The 14,758-nt window shown below is 41.9% G+C and carries 11 protein-coding genes; 3 read left to right on the forward strand and 8 right to left on the reverse strand.

Going from position 1 to position 14,758, the window contains the following annotated elements; translation table 11 throughout:
• Nucleotides 1-33 precede the first annotated feature (33 nt).
• The 7 genes from IGI72_RS14190 to IGI72_RS14220 form a co-directional block, all read right to left on the reverse strand.
• Complete coding sequence (locus IGI72_RS14190) at nucleotides 34-1,548, reverse strand: extracellular solute-binding protein (protein WP_438754639.1); 1,515 nt, start codon at nucleotides 1,546-1,548, stop codon at nucleotides 34-36.
• 374 nt (nucleotides 1,549-1,922) lie between these two features.
• The gene (locus IGI72_RS14195; RefSeq protein ID WP_438754640.1) at nucleotides 1,923-3,440 is read right to left on the reverse strand and encodes an MGH1-like glycoside hydrolase domain-containing protein; all 1,518 of its coding nucleotides are present in this window, start codon (nucleotides 3,438-3,440) and stop codon (nucleotides 1,923-1,925) included.
• A gap of 51 nt (nucleotides 3,441-3,491) precedes the next feature.
• Complete coding sequence (locus tag IGI72_RS14200) at nucleotides 3,492-4,745, reverse strand: glycoside hydrolase family 28 protein (protein WP_438754641.1); 1,254 nt, start codon at nucleotides 4,743-4,745, stop codon at nucleotides 3,492-3,494.
• Between the two features lie 421 nt (nucleotides 4,746-5,166).
• Nucleotides 5,167-6,780 (reverse strand): glycosyl hydrolase family 28 protein, encoded by a 1,614-nt coding sequence (locus tag IGI72_RS14205; protein ID WP_438754643.1) that lies wholly within the window; start codon nucleotides 6,778-6,780, stop codon nucleotides 5,167-5,169.
• Between the two features lie 75 nt (nucleotides 6,781-6,855).
• Nucleotides 6,856-7,689: a carbohydrate ABC transporter permease gene (locus IGI72_RS14210; RefSeq protein ID WP_266167225.1), complete on the reverse strand. Its 834-nt coding sequence runs from the start codon at nucleotides 7,687-7,689 to the stop codon at nucleotides 6,856-6,858.
• A gap of 3 nt (nucleotides 7,690-7,692) precedes the next feature.
• Complete coding sequence (locus IGI72_RS14215) at nucleotides 7,693-8,652, reverse strand: carbohydrate ABC transporter permease (protein ID WP_016608843.1); 960 nt, start codon at nucleotides 8,650-8,652, stop codon at nucleotides 7,693-7,695.
• Between the two features lie 187 nt (nucleotides 8,653-8,839).
• A complete protein-coding gene (locus IGI72_RS14220; protein WP_060791387.1) occupies nucleotides 8,840-10,150 on the reverse strand; it encodes an ABC transporter substrate-binding protein in 1,311 nt (436 codons plus the stop codon).
• A gap of 264 nt (nucleotides 10,151-10,414) precedes the next feature.
• Between IGI72_RS14220 and IGI72_RS14225 the strand changes: the two genes are divergently transcribed.
• Genes IGI72_RS14225 through IGI72_RS14235 form a run of 3 tightly spaced genes read left to right on the forward strand, consistent with a single transcriptional unit; the run spans nucleotide 10,415 to nucleotide 14,257 of the window.
• Nucleotides 10,415-11,071 carry a DUF624 domain-containing protein gene (locus IGI72_RS14225; RefSeq protein ID WP_153883896.1) on the forward strand — a complete coding sequence of 219 codons (657 nt, stop codon included), beginning with the start codon at nucleotides 10,415-10,417 and terminating at the stop codon, nucleotides 11,069-11,071.
• Nucleotides 11,040-12,809: a sensor histidine kinase gene (locus tag IGI72_RS14230; protein ID WP_142965484.1), complete on the forward strand. Its 1,770-nt coding sequence runs from the start codon at nucleotides 11,040-11,042 to the stop codon at nucleotides 12,807-12,809. The genes IGI72_RS14225 and IGI72_RS14230 overlap by 32 nt, the downstream gene beginning before the upstream one ends.
• On the forward strand, nucleotides 12,806-14,257 hold the full coding sequence (locus tag IGI72_RS14235) for a response regulator (protein ID WP_005234181.1): 1,452 nt from the start codon (nucleotides 12,806-12,808) through the stop codon (nucleotides 14,255-14,257). Before IGI72_RS14230 ends, IGI72_RS14235 begins: the two co-directional genes overlap by 4 nt.
• 156 nt (nucleotides 14,258-14,413) lie before the next feature.
• Here IGI72_RS14235 and rhaM read toward each other — a convergent pair whose 3' ends face one another.
• Nucleotides 14,414-14,725, reverse strand: coding sequence for an L-rhamnose mutarotase (gene rhaM, locus IGI72_RS14240; RefSeq protein ID WP_060791390.1), 312 nt, complete (start codon nucleotides 14,723-14,725; stop codon nucleotides 14,414-14,416).
• Between the last annotated feature and the right edge of the window lie 33 nt (nucleotides 14,726-14,758).

A 14,758-nucleotide genomic window follows, 5' to 3' on the forward strand; every position in this document is an offset into this window, starting at 1 on the left:
GAGCAAGATCCACTCAACCTTCTTCGACTGTCGTTATTGTGCTTGATGAAGGGCATTCGTTTCTTCCATCAGCTGCGTGCCTCCTTGATTCTTCCAAAGTTCGATCGCAGCCTCCCAACCCGCTTCATCGATTTGTCCTGCAATAAATTGAACCCGCGCATCACTAATGATCTGATCAAGCTGTGCCCCTTTTGTTACATACGTATCTGTATTATAGGAGGCTGCTGGGTTAAAGACAGCGTGCTCTAAATCAGCTTCCATCAATGACAATCGTTTTTCATAGCTTTCAGTAGCCGCTTCTGTATCAGGCTTAGCAATATAGTACAGGGTATCTTCCGTTACATTCATCCCAATTTGTGAGTACCCTTTGACCGCATTGGCTAACGCTTCAGCTTCTGATCCTTCTAGTGCGACGGACATTCCATCCACTACTTCAAAATTGATTCCTTCGATTCCGTTGTTCAGCAATACCTGTGCTTCTTTATCATTTAATTTATCAAGGAACGTCAACACCTCTTTTAGATGTTCCTCTGTCTGGACACTCGACTTAGGAATCGCCAAGAAACCAGAATAGCCATCTGTCGGTAACGCATTCATCGTACCGCTATTATCTTTTAAATTCCCTGTAAAGACGACGAGGTCTTCTTCTCCAGCTTGCAATAATTTATTACTGATTTGTGCTGCTCGTGAATACGTATCAATAATGATCCCACCACGTCCATTGATAAACGGCTCATCCCATTTATCTGCTGCCATGGTTGCAAAATCACGATTGACATAGCCTTGTTCCACCATAGCTTTAACAAATTGCATTGATTCTAGGTATTCTGGTTGCATAAAGGATGGCTCTAAAGTGCCGTCTATTTCTTTCCAAGCATTTCCTGCCCCAAACCAAGTAGCTAACACATCGTAAGGACTATTTGAATTGATCGAGCCAGGCCATTGGGGAATAATCAAACCAAACGTATCATTTTCACCATTCCCATCGGGATCGTTCTCAGTAAATGCTTTGGCAACCTCATAAAGATCATCGATTGTTTCTGGTACATCTAAGTTTAAGTTTTCTAACCAATCTTTTCGGATGATCACCGCCGTCCGCATCGCATCACGTTTCCGATAAATTCCGTACACTTTGCCATTCACAGAAGAATTACGCAAAACATCCTCGTTAGATTGAGAGAGATTAGGATAATCAGCTAAATAGTCGGTCAAATCCCAAAAAGCGCCATTTTCTGCTGACTTGATAAATCCTCCTGATTTTCCTTGAATGACCATCACTTCTGGAATATCATCTGAAGCTAACGTAATATTCATTTTATCCTCGTAGGATGTATTGGGTGCCCAGGTAATATCAATGTTTTTGCCAGTGTACGCTTCTAATTGCTTCAAAATCTCGTTGTCACTTGCAGGTGGTTCAGTTTCAATGTACGGCGATAAAATCGAAATCGTATCATAATCTGTTGTGGAACCTGCTTCCTCCTTCCCACATGCCGACAAAAAGGCGACTGATAGTAACCCCAAACCAAGAATCGTACTTAATTTTTTCACTACTTTTCCTCCTTAGATTTTGTTGTTGAGCCCGATTGAATAAACCGCTTTCAATACCAAAAGCATAACGAAAAGCAGGATTTCCAGCAATTGACATTTTTTGTTAATCGTTGATATATGGCTGGGTAGGGGTTTGTTGACAACGATCTGCTGAGTCTTCCCTTTCCAAAAAAAGTAAGAACATCTGAAGCACTGGCTCTTGGCTTAAAATCTTCGCTCTCTTTTCTCTATCCGTCTCTAATTTCATGCTATGCTTCTAAATAGATGGATAAGTCTTTCTTACTCAAGTAGCACATTCTCTTAAGAAGCTACTTGTGACCAAACCATTTAGGCTGTAAATTTTTCAAATTAAAAAAGACCAATTTCTTGGTCCTTTACAAACTGATTTCAATCTTATTTTTACTCTGATAGTGTTTGCCATCGATCAATACCGTAATGCCTACGCCCTTGCCAAAATGTTCTCCTGATCGATCATACCAGACAGAAATAAAATCACCTTTCATCGGCAAATCCTCAAAAGAAAAATACTCAAGCGTCGTATCTTTAATAGGGTCGATCGTCAGTAGTCCCTCATCAGAAAGATGAATACCACAATATCCACGAATGAATAAATCACTGAAAGCAGAATGATTGTAATCTTTTCCACGTTCATAGCCACCTTTTCCTATGGGCCAGTTCTGGTCTTTTAAAATTTTTCTGGAAAGCCATTCTCCTGTATCTGGATCAATATTTTCATCAAGCCAATTGACCTTTGTCCCATCTGCTTTGTTTCGATAAAAACTATTCGCATAGGTCAGCAATTCTCGTGAAATGTCTGTTGCTTTAAGTGAACTATTTTTGTTTTGCCGTGAGGCTATCATTGCATCGATCGTTTGGGTTGTGGCAAACGGCCAAGATGGTCCATTCCAAAGGCACTCATGATTTTTCTCACTGGGTAAGTTATAACACAGATGATCTCTGGCTGCTGTAGTCAGACCATACTCACCGTGAAAACACATGGGATCACTCAAATAGCGCCAAGCCCTCGCATGAGTATCTTCGGCAATACCAAAGAGCCAAGGGAGATAGCCAATCAATTCTTTTACATTGTGTTGCTTTGGTATTTGTTTAAAATCAAATGTTGCAATTTGCGCATCTTTATCCTCTAAGGGAATCACTTTAAAAAATTCTTCTTCAGAATCCCATAAATACTTTATTATATTTTGTTTTAAAAGTGACGCTTTATTTCGATAGTCTTTAGCAAGTGAAGAATCACCTGCTTGCTCGGCAAAATAGGCAATTCCTAAGGCATTGGCATACATGTAACTATTTAATGTTGGCCTCAATCCGCTACCACTAATAGAACACTCCATGGCATCCCGGTCATCATTTGACCAAAACAAACCATAACGAGTCAGATGATGCGTTTCGATCTCTTGATAAAAGGTTACCAAATGAGGTAATAACTGAACACCATACTCAGCATCTGACCAAAGAATCGCATAATTTTTGATCGCAACAATGATCCAAGACGAATAGGCATACTGATTTCCACTGCCTTTAAACCAAAAATCAACATATTCGTGAATGAGTTCGCGACCACATTTTAACCAACGAGCTTCGGAAAGATGATGTCCAACAGCACAATTGATGGAATTGTATGGTCCTGACCAACGAACGGGTGGTAAAAACTCAGTTATGATCGTTCCCTCTGGTGTGGCTTTCAGATGCTTCCGAAATACCCACCATCGAAAATAATATGCTTCTTCAAATAATGGTTGATTACATGTAAATACTGGGACGTTTTGCATCATCCAGGTTTCTGCGTCAGCATTTGATATACATTGAGAATAAAGTTCTTCATCATTGTGATTAAATGTATCAATATATTTCTTTATAAGATTTTCCCTCATTGTGCCCCTCTCTTTTCCTACTTAGCGATGTACGTTCTCGTTGTCTCTCTACTACCGCTCATACACATCATTTTGATCCAAGGTCGGCGCTAACGCAGTGACGATCGTTTCCACCATCTTTAAGTTCTCAACTCCTGCAATCTTGCCGAACTCGTCGGCATGGATGGAAAGATTTTTTAATGTTAGATTGCGGATCGGTTCTGCTGGGCTGGCCTCGATGAAAAAAGCACGCACGCTTTGTTGTCCTGTTTTGGTGGCTTGCACGTTTTCAATGGTAATGTCGCAGACCTTTGCTGGACCTACTGGAATAGCTGGTTGTACCATCAATTTGTGCCAATAGTCGGGAATCTCTTCCTCATAATCAGCTGGTAGTTCTGGATAACTATAATCTGGGTACCAATTTGTTTGTAAGAGAAAAGGAAAGCCAACATCCTTCATCGTTAAATCCGAAGCAGTGACCTTGCGTATAAATCCACCTCGATTGTTGGCGGATTTGACCCGAAACCCTGCGCCAGTTTGCTCAAAGACAACTTTTTGGATTTTGATCTCTTCGATCCCACCCGAAGTTTCACTACCAATGGCAATTCCTGAACCATACCCTAACTGACAGTCTTTGATCGTGATTTTCCGACAGCTTCTTTGCTGGGCTATGGCTTCTGCCCCACGTCCCGCCTTGATCGAGATATTGTCATCGTTGCAGGAAATGTGGGCATTTTGAATCGTGACTTCTTCACAGGAATCAATATCGATGCCATCAGTACTAGGCCCTTTTCCATTGTCTATCGTGATGCCGTCGATCAATATGTGGTGAGAATACGTGATTTGGGTATTCCAAAAACCCGACTGTACCGACGAAATATCTTTGATGGTTACTTGCTGACTTTCATAAACAAGGATATTCCGTGGACGCTTGCAATCATAATCTGCTGCCCAGCGTAAGCCTTTCTTTGCATAATCCGCCATCATCCCGCTGGCTTCATCTGTTCCCCAAAACGTTTGCCACCATGTTTCTCCACGACCATCAAGTTTTCCTTTTCCAGAGATCATGACATTTTCTGCGTGAAAAACATTGATCATCGCTGCAGGCCACTTCATATTGATCCCTGCGACCCGATTATCTACTTCGGGATAATCGGCCAGTTCTTGACTACCATACAGAATCGTATCCTCTGAGACAATCAAGTGCACATTGCTTTTTAAAAACAATGCGCCGATTTGATAGGCGCCGGGTGGTGTAATCACTGTTCCCTGCACAGTTGATGCTTGGTCAATTTCTCGTTGCAATAATTGCGTGATGTCTTCCATTCTTGCTTGCCTCCTACGTTTTTGTTTTAAGCTGTTGATAGGTTTGTCGATACCCATGATTGTAAAAATTGCGCATCGCCAACCTTTTTTCATCTATCATTTCGTTGGATAGAACTGAGTGCTTCTTACTGGCGCTGTCCATCAAGTAAAGCGTTCCTCTTGGCACATCTCGTTGTCTTTTCCCATGTGCTTTCTGGCGTCCTTTTCCCTACATTCTTTACTATAGTCCCCTTAGCGGGAAAAGAAAGTCCTTTTTGATTTCTGGGGATCGTCTTTTTTTGCATCGTCCTTTCTTGTTAGAAAAATGCGCCTTTTTGTCTACAAAAGCAAAAAGGCGCAACCTGTCAAGGGAGTAAATAAGGTGCTTAACTAACTGTTTCTCATTGGGAGAACCAACGCAGATCATTTTCAAAAGCTTGTTCTACGTGAGTTTCTTTTGTCCCACCATGGATAGTTCGACTGTTTCTTGGCAACTTATTGCGTCACTTATGGCCGCTCGATCAATAACGGCTGCTTCTTTAAAGCTGACCTCCTGACACTGTTCAAAAATCATTTTCTTTTGCCCTTTAGCTGATTCAAAGGCAACTGACTCAAAAGCAACGCGTTGGATCGGTGAAACCTGCTGTGTTTGTTCATCGACAAACCCTTTTAGCTCGACCAAAGGGTTCTGCCCTACGATACGGGTATTCTTGACCAAAATATCCGAAATGATCGGTAACTGTTGGGCTGCCTGACCATCGGCATTGTAAGCAACAGGATGAGCCATGAAACGATCCAACAGGCAATCGGTGATCGTCACTTGACGAATATAGCCACCACGATCATTCTGCGCTTTCAATTCTAGCCCATAAAGCGTATTGGTCAGTTGACAATCTCGAAAGGAGATATTTTCGACACCACCAGATTGCTCACTACCAATCGCGATGCCATGTCCCCCACGAATAGCCAAATCAAACAGCCGAATATTTTTCGCTGGTCTATTGATCTGATTTCCTTCTGGATTTTTGCCAGATTTGATTGCGATACAATCATCACCCGTATCAAAAACGGTGTCAAAAATCAGCAAGTTTTGCGAAGAATCAGGATCCCAACCATCGCCATTGTCGATGCCTTTGGACTGAATATTCACTCCATGGGTCACAACGGTGTCACAGTAAATCATATGGACAGTCCAGCATGGTGGATCAATCAACGTCAGCTCTGTCAAATGGATGTTTTTGGCCTGCATCATACAGATCAAACGTCCCCTTACTCGTCTTCCAGGTTTTCCATCAGAAACATATTCTGGATACTGTTCACGGTCTGCATAAGAGTTTCGCATCGCCAGTCCTAATGGATTCCCGCCACCAATGATCGTTCCTTTGCCACAAAGACGGACATTTTCACAAACGATACGCCCTCGATCGCCCCGATCGATATACCCAATGTTGATCAATGAACGGAAGCAAAACAATTCCCAGCCTTCATAACGGCTTAATGGTAAGCCCTCTTGATTCACGCTTCCTAAATACTCGTGAGGGGCAACCCGATACGTTTCTATGTCGAGGCTTGCTTGCAATGTGCCATCTACCTGAAAGATCATATTGCTTTTTAGCTCCAACGCACCAGAAAGGATCACTGCCCCTGTTGGGATCCAGACAGTGCCATTGCTAGGGCAATCGTTGATCGCTTGCTGGAGAATGGCGGTACTATCTTCTTTGCCTGCGCTATCAGCATGGTAGGGTGCTTGCGTAACATCTAACAAAACACTTTTTTTCTTTGTACGAAAGGTCGTCGTGACTGCGGTATTTGTAAGCAGGCACCCCTGATGATCGAGGCAGATGATCGTTACTTGATACGTTTGATCGGCAGATAAGTTTGTCAACGTCCAATGCGTCTTGTTTGTTGGTCTGGTTTGGATCAAATCGTTGTCTAAAAACAATTGATAACCAAAAATAGCTTGAGCGTGTAGCGGCTTCTCCCAAATAAGGGTCGCTTGATGAGCGCCGATCGTGCTTGGTACGACATGAAAATCAATTACTTGAAATGGTTGCATCGGTTTGTCCTTTCTTCAACGAATTCATTCAATAGAAAAAAGATATTCCAAAACAGCGAATATCTTTTTCCACACTTATTTAAGACCCGTCGTGCTGATGCCTTCAACAATGTATTTTTGGAAAATAAAGAAGATGATCAACACAGGCAGCAAGGAGATGACAGACATCGCGAACATCGCTCCCCAATTGGAGGTGCTGCTAGCATCTAGGAACTGCTTTAAGGCAATCGATACTGTGTAGTTTTGCGGACGTGTAAGGTACAGCATCGGTCCGATCAGTTCTTCCCATTTCCAATAGAAAGAGAAGATCGCAGCGTTTGCCAAGGAAGGCTTCATCAACGGTAGAATCACGCGGAAGAAAATACCGACCCGTCCACAGCCGTCCATTTTTGCTGCTTCATCTAAATCTGTCGGGATCGCAGAGACGAATTGAACCATCATGAAAATAAAGAAAGCTTGTCCGAAGTATGAAGGAACGGTTACCGGACGAATCGAGTTAAGCCAGCCTAATTGATTAAACCAAAGATACTGAGGCACCATGATGATCTCTTGCGGCAGCATCATCGTGACCAAGATACAAGCAAACCAAAAGCCTTTTCCTTTGAAAGGAATTCGACCAAATCCATAAGAAATGACAGCCGAAGAACAGACCGCCCCTACCATTGAAATCAACGCGATTTGCAACGAGTTGAAAATATAGCGAATGAAGGGAATCCCTGCGATCCCTTCAAAGCCTTTGGTAAAGTTTTCTAACGTCCAGCTGCGGGGGATCAACTCCGTTGCCGTTCGAAAAATGTCACTACTAGGTTTAAAGGCACTAAACAGCAGCCAGAAAATCGGATAAAGCATCAGTAATGCAGCAACTAAGATCACGGCATCAAAGAAATAATTTTGTTTTTGTTCACGCATCAATCAAACCTCCTCGTTTTCTTTAAACACCCAAAATTTCGATGTTGCGAACAACAGAATCGTAATCAACCCAACGATGACCAGTAAAATCCACGCTAAGGCTGAAGCATAGCCCATTTTGAAATCGGTAAAGGCTCGTTGATACATGTACAAGGAATAGACTAACGTGCCGTTACGGGGTGAACCCGTCCCATTCGAAATGATAAACGCAGGTGTAAACGTCAAAAAGGCCATGATCGTTTGATAGATCAGATTGAAAAAGATGATTGGTGTCAGGACTGGAACCGTGATATTGAAAAACTGTCTGATTTTTCCTGCCCCATCAATTTCCGCCGCTTCGTAATAATCTTTCGGAATATTTTTCAAACCGGATAAGAAAATCAACATCGACGAGCCAAATTGCCACGCTGCTAATAAAATCAAGGTCATCAACGCTAAGCCAGGACTTTTAAAGAAGTAGATCGGGTCTAAGCCGATCGCCGCTAGCACGCCATTGATCAACCCTGAATCGCCAAAAAGATTCCGCCACATGATCGAGACCGCCACGCTCCCACCTAAAATCGAAGGGATATAAAATAATACCCGATAAGCGCCGCTTAATTTCGATGGGCGGTTGATCAGCATCGCCACTGCTAATGCGACGATCAGCCGTAAAGGGACTGCCAACACAACATATTTCAGCGTAACAGTCAGTGACTGAACAAACTTGGGATCATTCGTAAAAATCGTCTTAAAGTTATTCCAGCCAACAAATTGCGCCTCTGTCAATAAATCATAGTCATGAAAAGACATAAAAAGAGAAATCCCCATCGGGACGATAATAAAAGCAAAAAAGCCAATGATGAAGGGTGAGATAAATAAGTAGCCTGTAACCATATTCTGTTTTGATTCTGGTAATCGATTAAACCAGCTTTTGAGTTTCCCAGGCTCTTTTGCCGTGGGTGATTTTGATTGTAGTTCCATAATTTTCACTTCCTACCTCCTATAGTTGATTACGCTTACAAGTTGATTTTAACGAAGTGCTTCTTAAGAATGAATAGAAAAAAAAGTACAGAAATGTGAAAAACTAGAGGACCTATTTTTTTCCCCCATTGTTTCTCCTAAAAAAACGCCTTTACTGAAAAAGTCAGTAAAGGCGCCGCAGCTATGCTTATTGATAGTTTTCTGCAAAAATTTCTTCGCAGCGTTGCGTAAAGGCATCATAAGTTTCTTCTGGTGTCATCGTGCCATAAGTGATCTCTGCGTACAGCTCTTTAAAGTACGTGTTGATTTCAGCAAACCCAATTGGTGGGATTGGGGATGGATCACCAACGATGTCTGCAATATCATCTAAGAAATCAGAGGACTCTTGTTCTTCTGGTGTCATGTCGGCATAAAGCAATTCTTTGATGGCATCATTGGAAGGAATCCCCCGCTCAGTACCGATGATCTTATTGGCTTCTTCACTATTTACTAAAAAGTCAACAAACTTCGCAGCTGCTTCTTTTGATTCAGAAGCATTCGCGATCGAATAAAAGAACCCTGGTCGATACGCCATCGCCCCGTTTTCTGAGTCGAATGGACGAGCCAAGTTGATTTCGACATCTTCTGCGGCGGAGGCCTTATAGGTCAAGTATTGATTGGACCAAGTCATCATATAGGCTGCTTTTCCTTGTGAAAACGGATATTGATCCATACTGTTGGCATTGCTAGTCACTTCTGCGGTTGGCATTGCTTTGGCTTCCGTAAGGTCCGCGATAGCCCCCATAAATTCAACCCAGTTTTCTTTGGAAAAACCGATCTCTGGTTTGCCGTCTGCATCGTATTGGTATAGATCTTCGCCTTTAGTACGTAAAAAGTATTGCAAAATCGTACTGTTGTCATTGTTATCATTCCAACCATAATCACCGGTTGCTTCAGCGATCGCTGCCGTACTTTCTACAAGGTCATCGAAGGTATAATTGCTAAAGTCGATCCCAGTGCCCCCTTGTTCTACCAATGATGGATTGTAGAGCATCGCCATCGTATTGACAGAAGTTGGTATGCCAAAAACTTTTCCATCTAACTCGCCAGTTGCTAAAATTGATTCTTTGATATCATCGGTTTGAATCTCATTGCCGATAAATTCCGACATATCTGCTAATTGATTTTTCGTTCCATATTGCGCAATGTACTGCACATCCATCTGGATCACATCAGGTAATTCTCCAGAAGCCGCTTTTGTTGCTAGTTTTTTCCAATGGTCATCCCAAGAACCATATTCATATTCAACTTTGATGTCAGGATTTTGTTTCTCAAATTCTTTGATCGATTCGATATACTTCTCGTGTCTGACTTCTGAGCCCCACCAGGTAAAGGAAATCGTCGTTTTCCCATCTGCATCAGCTTCTGAGCTTCCGCTACTATTGCCGTTGTTGCCACAAGCTGCTAAGGTCGCACCAAGAAACAACAAGCTCGCTGCTTTTAAAAAAGTTTTCTTCATTCTTCTACACTCCTTTTTGTTTGCGCTTACAAGGTGATTGTAATGGAAATCCTCGTTAATAAAAATGAAAAAACAAGAGCAAATATGTGAAAAACTAGACTGTCGTTTTTGCTGAAGGCTAAGCCTTCACGGGCAATAGCTAGAAAAAAATAGAAAAACAGATGAAAAATGTAAAAAAACAGACATGCTCTATTTTTTCCAATATACTATGCTATACTAGCGTTGAAAAGGCTTACTTTTCAAAAAACAAGGTAGGTGGAAACAATGAAAAAAATACAAACCGGACTGTTTCGTCTTTTTACGGTAACAGCTTATTTTGCTAAATTAAACCTTTTATGGCTTTTCTTTACCCTTTTAGGGTTGGGGATTTTTGGCTTCGGTCCTGCCACTGCTGTCACGATCAAATATTTACATGATTTTCGTAAAACTGGCCATGACTATTCAGCTGTTGCCTTCTGGCAAGCCTACAAGCAAGCCTTTCGCACCTTTTCCCTTTTTGGCATCGGATTATTGAGTACAGTACTCCTGTTGTTGTTTAACTTACGGATTACTCATTTTTTCCCGACTGAAATGGCTTGGCTGCGCCCTGTCTATTTACTTTTAACGATTCTCCTCCTTTACACTGCATTCATCAGCTTTATGACTTATGCCAAAGCCGAACAACACGCTTGGAAACAGACCTTGTACGTCAGTATCTTTCTAGTCTTTCGCTACCCACTGCAAGGCCTTGCCTTGTTGTTTACCTGGTATTTATTGTTTCTCTTATTGACTGCCAAAACCTCCTTGTTACTCGTCTTTGGACTGGTGATTTTCTTGTTTTTCGCTGAATTTTTTCATGGTCAGATGATTGAAAAAACCAAACAATTGCAAGCAAAGCGAGGCAGTGTCCATGAAGTCCCAGAAGCTGATCAATCACTTTAAAAAGCAGCCTTTTGAGCGACAGTTACATTTTGTCTTTTTTGCGACGGTGGCAATTATCGTCTCATTGGCTGTTCTCCTGACCTTAGTTTGGCGACAAGTCTACATGGCGCAGCTGAAAGAAGCCGCGTATAAAGATGTCTCGATCATTTCAACAAATATCGCCAAACGTTTAACTGCCGTCGAAACCCTCTCTTTTCGCATTATCGATAGTGCACCGATCCAAAATGGCCTGCAAAGGATCTTGGCACAAGATTCCTTGCAATCCTTAGAGGCGATCGACCAAAAGAATGCCTTAAGTGCAGAAATCAACGCCCTCGTACGCAATGAATCAACGATTCAAAACGTCTATCTCTTTACCCCAACGAACGAAAACATGATCAACTTTCTAGCCGAGACCGACCATATCTTTAATGGCCAAACCATCAAAGATATGATCGAGACTTTGCCCGATAAGCCTGCCAAAGGGAGTTGGTTTTTTGCAAAAGACCTTTCTCAAGGTGTCTACCTGCGAAAAATCTATTCAACAGCCGATCTTTCTTTAACCTATATTGGTACGGTGATATTTCTAGTCAATACGTCCTTCTTTCGTAACGAGATCGAAAGTCTTCCTATTGTCTCTGAACAAAACCAATTTTTCATGGCGTATCAGAACCAATTTTATAGTACCGCAAATGACGAGCAAACCCTCGCTGCGGATCAAAATACCTTGCAGCAGAAAATGGGAACCTTCCAGCGATCGATCGGCTCCATGACGTTTGATAATCGCCAGTACTACTATGCAATGGATCGGAAGACGATGCCGAATATGACCTTCATTTATTTACTGCCTGAAAACCAAGTCTTAGCGGATCTTTATAAACTACAAGGCCTTTCCATCGCTGTGAGTTTGCCTTTTTTATGTTTGATTATTGTTGTGATTCGGAAAATAAGCAATCAGCTGACCCGTCCTTTAGCTGACTTGGCTTCGCAAATGGCCGTTCTGCGGAAAACGAAAAAACTGGCCTCTTTAAAGACCCTCGCTGTCCCAGAAAATAGTCAAGAAGAGATCATGGTCCTTTACGAAAGCTACAATACGATGATCGATGAATTAAATGCCTTGATCAAGGACAATTATGAAATGCGTATTTTGTCCCAAGAAATCGAATTTAAGGGATTGCAAGCGCAATTAGATCCACATTTTCTCTACAATACGTTAGACTCGATCAACTGGATCGCCATTGAAAATCAGCAGTGGCAGATCTCAGAGATGGTCACCTCCCTTGCCTATTTGTTTCGTAAAAAAATCGATACCAAGTCTGACTTCACGACGCTGCAAGATGAGTTAGATATCGTGCATGCCTATATCAATATTCAAAACGTTCGCTTCGGGAAACGGATCGAGTATATCGAAGTAATTTTGGTGAATGACCTGTCCTTTAAGGTTCCTAAGTTACTGATTCAACCATTGATTGAAAATGTCTTTAAATACGCCGTCAATGATATGAAGGAGACGTGTCGCCTCGTCCTTACGATTGAACAACAAGCAACCTTTCTCCAAGTCAGTGTCTCTGACAATGGCCCTGGTTTTAAAGCCAACTTCTCGATTGAAAAAGAAGGCGGCATCGGATTGACCAATATTCAAAAACGATTGCAACTGCATTATGGTGATCAAGCGTCGTTAGCCATCGTCTCCTCGATTCCCTTCAAAAAGACGACGGTGCGCTTTGTGATCCCCTTAAAAGGAGTGAGTGAAACATGAAAAATATCCTCGTTGTTGACGATGAACCCTTGATAGCAAATGGTGTGGCTAACCTCGTTGCTTCTTTTGATTTCCCATTAGTGGTCAAAGGAATTTACACAGACAGTGAAGAAGCCTTGGCATTTTGTCAGCAAAACACCATCGACATCGTGATTACCGACATCAATATGCCTAAAGTCAATGGACTTGCCTTGATCAAAAAATTAAAAGCCATCAATCCTGCGATTCAAATCATTATTTTGACAGGCTTTGGCAGCTTCTCCTTTGCCAAAGAAGCGATGGCTTTAGGGGTCAAATTTTTCCTTGAAAAACCTGTTTTTCCGAGCAAGCTTTCAGAAGCGTTGGCTGAGACGATCGAACGCTCTGAACGTCGCCAAATGGAATCTACCCTCTATTTAAAACAACAAATTGAACAATACATCAATAGCTGCGGAGAAGAACCGCTGCCTGAATCGTTCGTTTTTCCATTTTGTATGTACTTATTTGATTCGAAATTCTATCACGCCATCGCTAAGCGGATCGAAAGCTATGAGAACCATCACGAGTTGGTGATCGGTCATCAAAACAAAGTTGGCTATATCCTGAACTTCAGTACGGAAAATACCTTTAATCTCTTTTTTAAAACGAAGGTACAGGCTGCGCATCTAGGAAAAGGGATCGCCATCAATTGCTGGGTCGAAACTCCCGAAAAATTTTTACTCAGTTATCATTTAGGCAAGCGAAACTTGGATAAGGAGTTTTATTTTGATACCTTTGAAGTCATCCAAGAAGCCCAAATCTCACAAGAAAATGTCTATGAAAATAGTCTCTATATGGAATACCGTGAAAAACTTTTGGCATTGATCGACAAAGGCGAACTGACTTTAGCCCAAGTTCTTACGGAAAACTTTTTTTCTACCTGTCGCATGGAGCTTTACCCTGTCCAACTATTGCGGCTGCAGGTCAACGATTTGTTATCGGCAATTTTTGAAAACCATCGCATCAAAAAAGACATTTACTTTGATGACTATTCCCCAAAGATCATGCTCTTGAATAATTGGCACGAACTCCAGTTTATGCTGCTTCACTGTATCGATTTGATGCGGGGCAGCTTAGATGATAGCGAGAACATGCAGCTGTCCCAAAAAGTCAACCTGATCATCGAAGAATATTATGACCATGAAGCATTGTCATTGAAATGGATCGCAGCCCATCTTTTGTACTTAAATCCTGAATACTTAGGAAAAACCTATTACAAAGAAACCGGGATTCGCTTCAATCAAAAATTAGCCGAATACCGCATCCAAAAAGCACAAGAACTGCTGAAGAAAAACTACAAAGTCTACGAAGTGGCAGCGATGACGGGCTTTAGCAATGCGCCCGAATATTTTGTTCAAACGTTCAAAAAGATTACTGGTATGACACCAAAGAAATTTTTGAAGCAGCAAGAAAAAGCCCTTCTCTCTTAACGTTTCTTCTATAACGAAAGCATTGTTTTGCTATTTCAACAAAAGAGGTAGTCCGCTCACGAATGTGAGCGAACTACCTCTTTGACTAACCAGTGATTGATGTCAAACAACTGATGCGACCGTGTTCGTTTTAAGGAATGAGCATTTTTGTCTAGCTTACAGCGTAAAGACTTCCTTTAACTCCTGTGTCACTGGCGAATCATCAGGATTTGTTTCCATGAGTTCTGCCATGTAATGCCACCATTTTTGGTTGATCTCGGTTGCCGCTAACTGCTGCCAGCGGGTTTCATCTTCAATCTCAAGGTAGCCAAACAACGCAAGGGTTTCTGGATCTAAGAAAATCTGGTAGCTTTTCGCCCCGTGTGCTATGAGCTGCTCTTTTAGTTCTGGCCATAGTTCGCGATGCCGTTTTTCATATTCTGCTTCATAACCAGGATGTAGCTTCATCCGAATCGCTTTTTTGATCATCTTTGTCTGCTCCTCTCTTCATTGCCTAAGGTG

The organism is Enterococcus sp. DIV1059_2 (assembly GCF_051713685.1).
In the GTDB taxonomy this organism is placed as follows: Bacteria; Bacillota; Bacilli; order Lactobacillales; family Enterococcaceae; genus Enterococcus_D; species Enterococcus_D casseliflavus.

Coding starts and splice junctions, on each gene's coding strand:
- IGI72_RS14195 (WP_438754640.1), bottom strand. CDS start 3,440: ATGAGGGAAAATCTTATAAAGAAATATATTGATACATTTAATCACAAT.
- IGI72_RS14200 (WP_438754641.1), bottom strand. CDS start 4,745: ATGGAAGACATCACGCAATTATTGCAACGAGAAATTGACCAAGCATCA.
- IGI72_RS14205 (WP_438754643.1), bottom strand. CDS start 6,780: ATGCAACCATTTCAAGTAATTGATTTTCATGTCGTACCAAGCACGATC.
- IGI72_RS14210 (WP_266167225.1), bottom strand. CDS start 7,689: ATGCGTGAACAAAAACAAAATTATTTCTTTGATGCCGTGATCTTAGTT.
- IGI72_RS14215 (WP_016608843.1), bottom strand. CDS start 8,652: ATGGAACTACAATCAAAATCACCCACGGCAAAAGAGCCTGGGAAACTC.
- IGI72_RS14220 (WP_060791387.1), bottom strand. CDS start 10,150: ATGAAGAAAACTTTTTTAAAAGCAGCGAGCTTGTTGTTTCTTGGTGCG.
- IGI72_RS14225 (WP_153883896.1), top strand. CDS start 10,415: ATGAAAAAAATACAAACCGGACTGTTTCGTCTTTTTACGGTAACAGCT.
- IGI72_RS14230 (WP_142965484.1), top strand. CDS start 11,040: ATGAAGTCCCAGAAGCTGATCAATCACTTTAAAAAGCAGCCTTTTGAG.
- IGI72_RS14235 (WP_005234181.1), top strand. CDS start 12,806: ATGAAAAATATCCTCGTTGTTGACGATGAACCCTTGATAGCAAATGGT.
- rhaM (WP_060791390.1), bottom strand. CDS start 14,725: ATGATCAAAAAAGCGATTCGGATGAAGCTACATCCTGGTTATGAAGCA.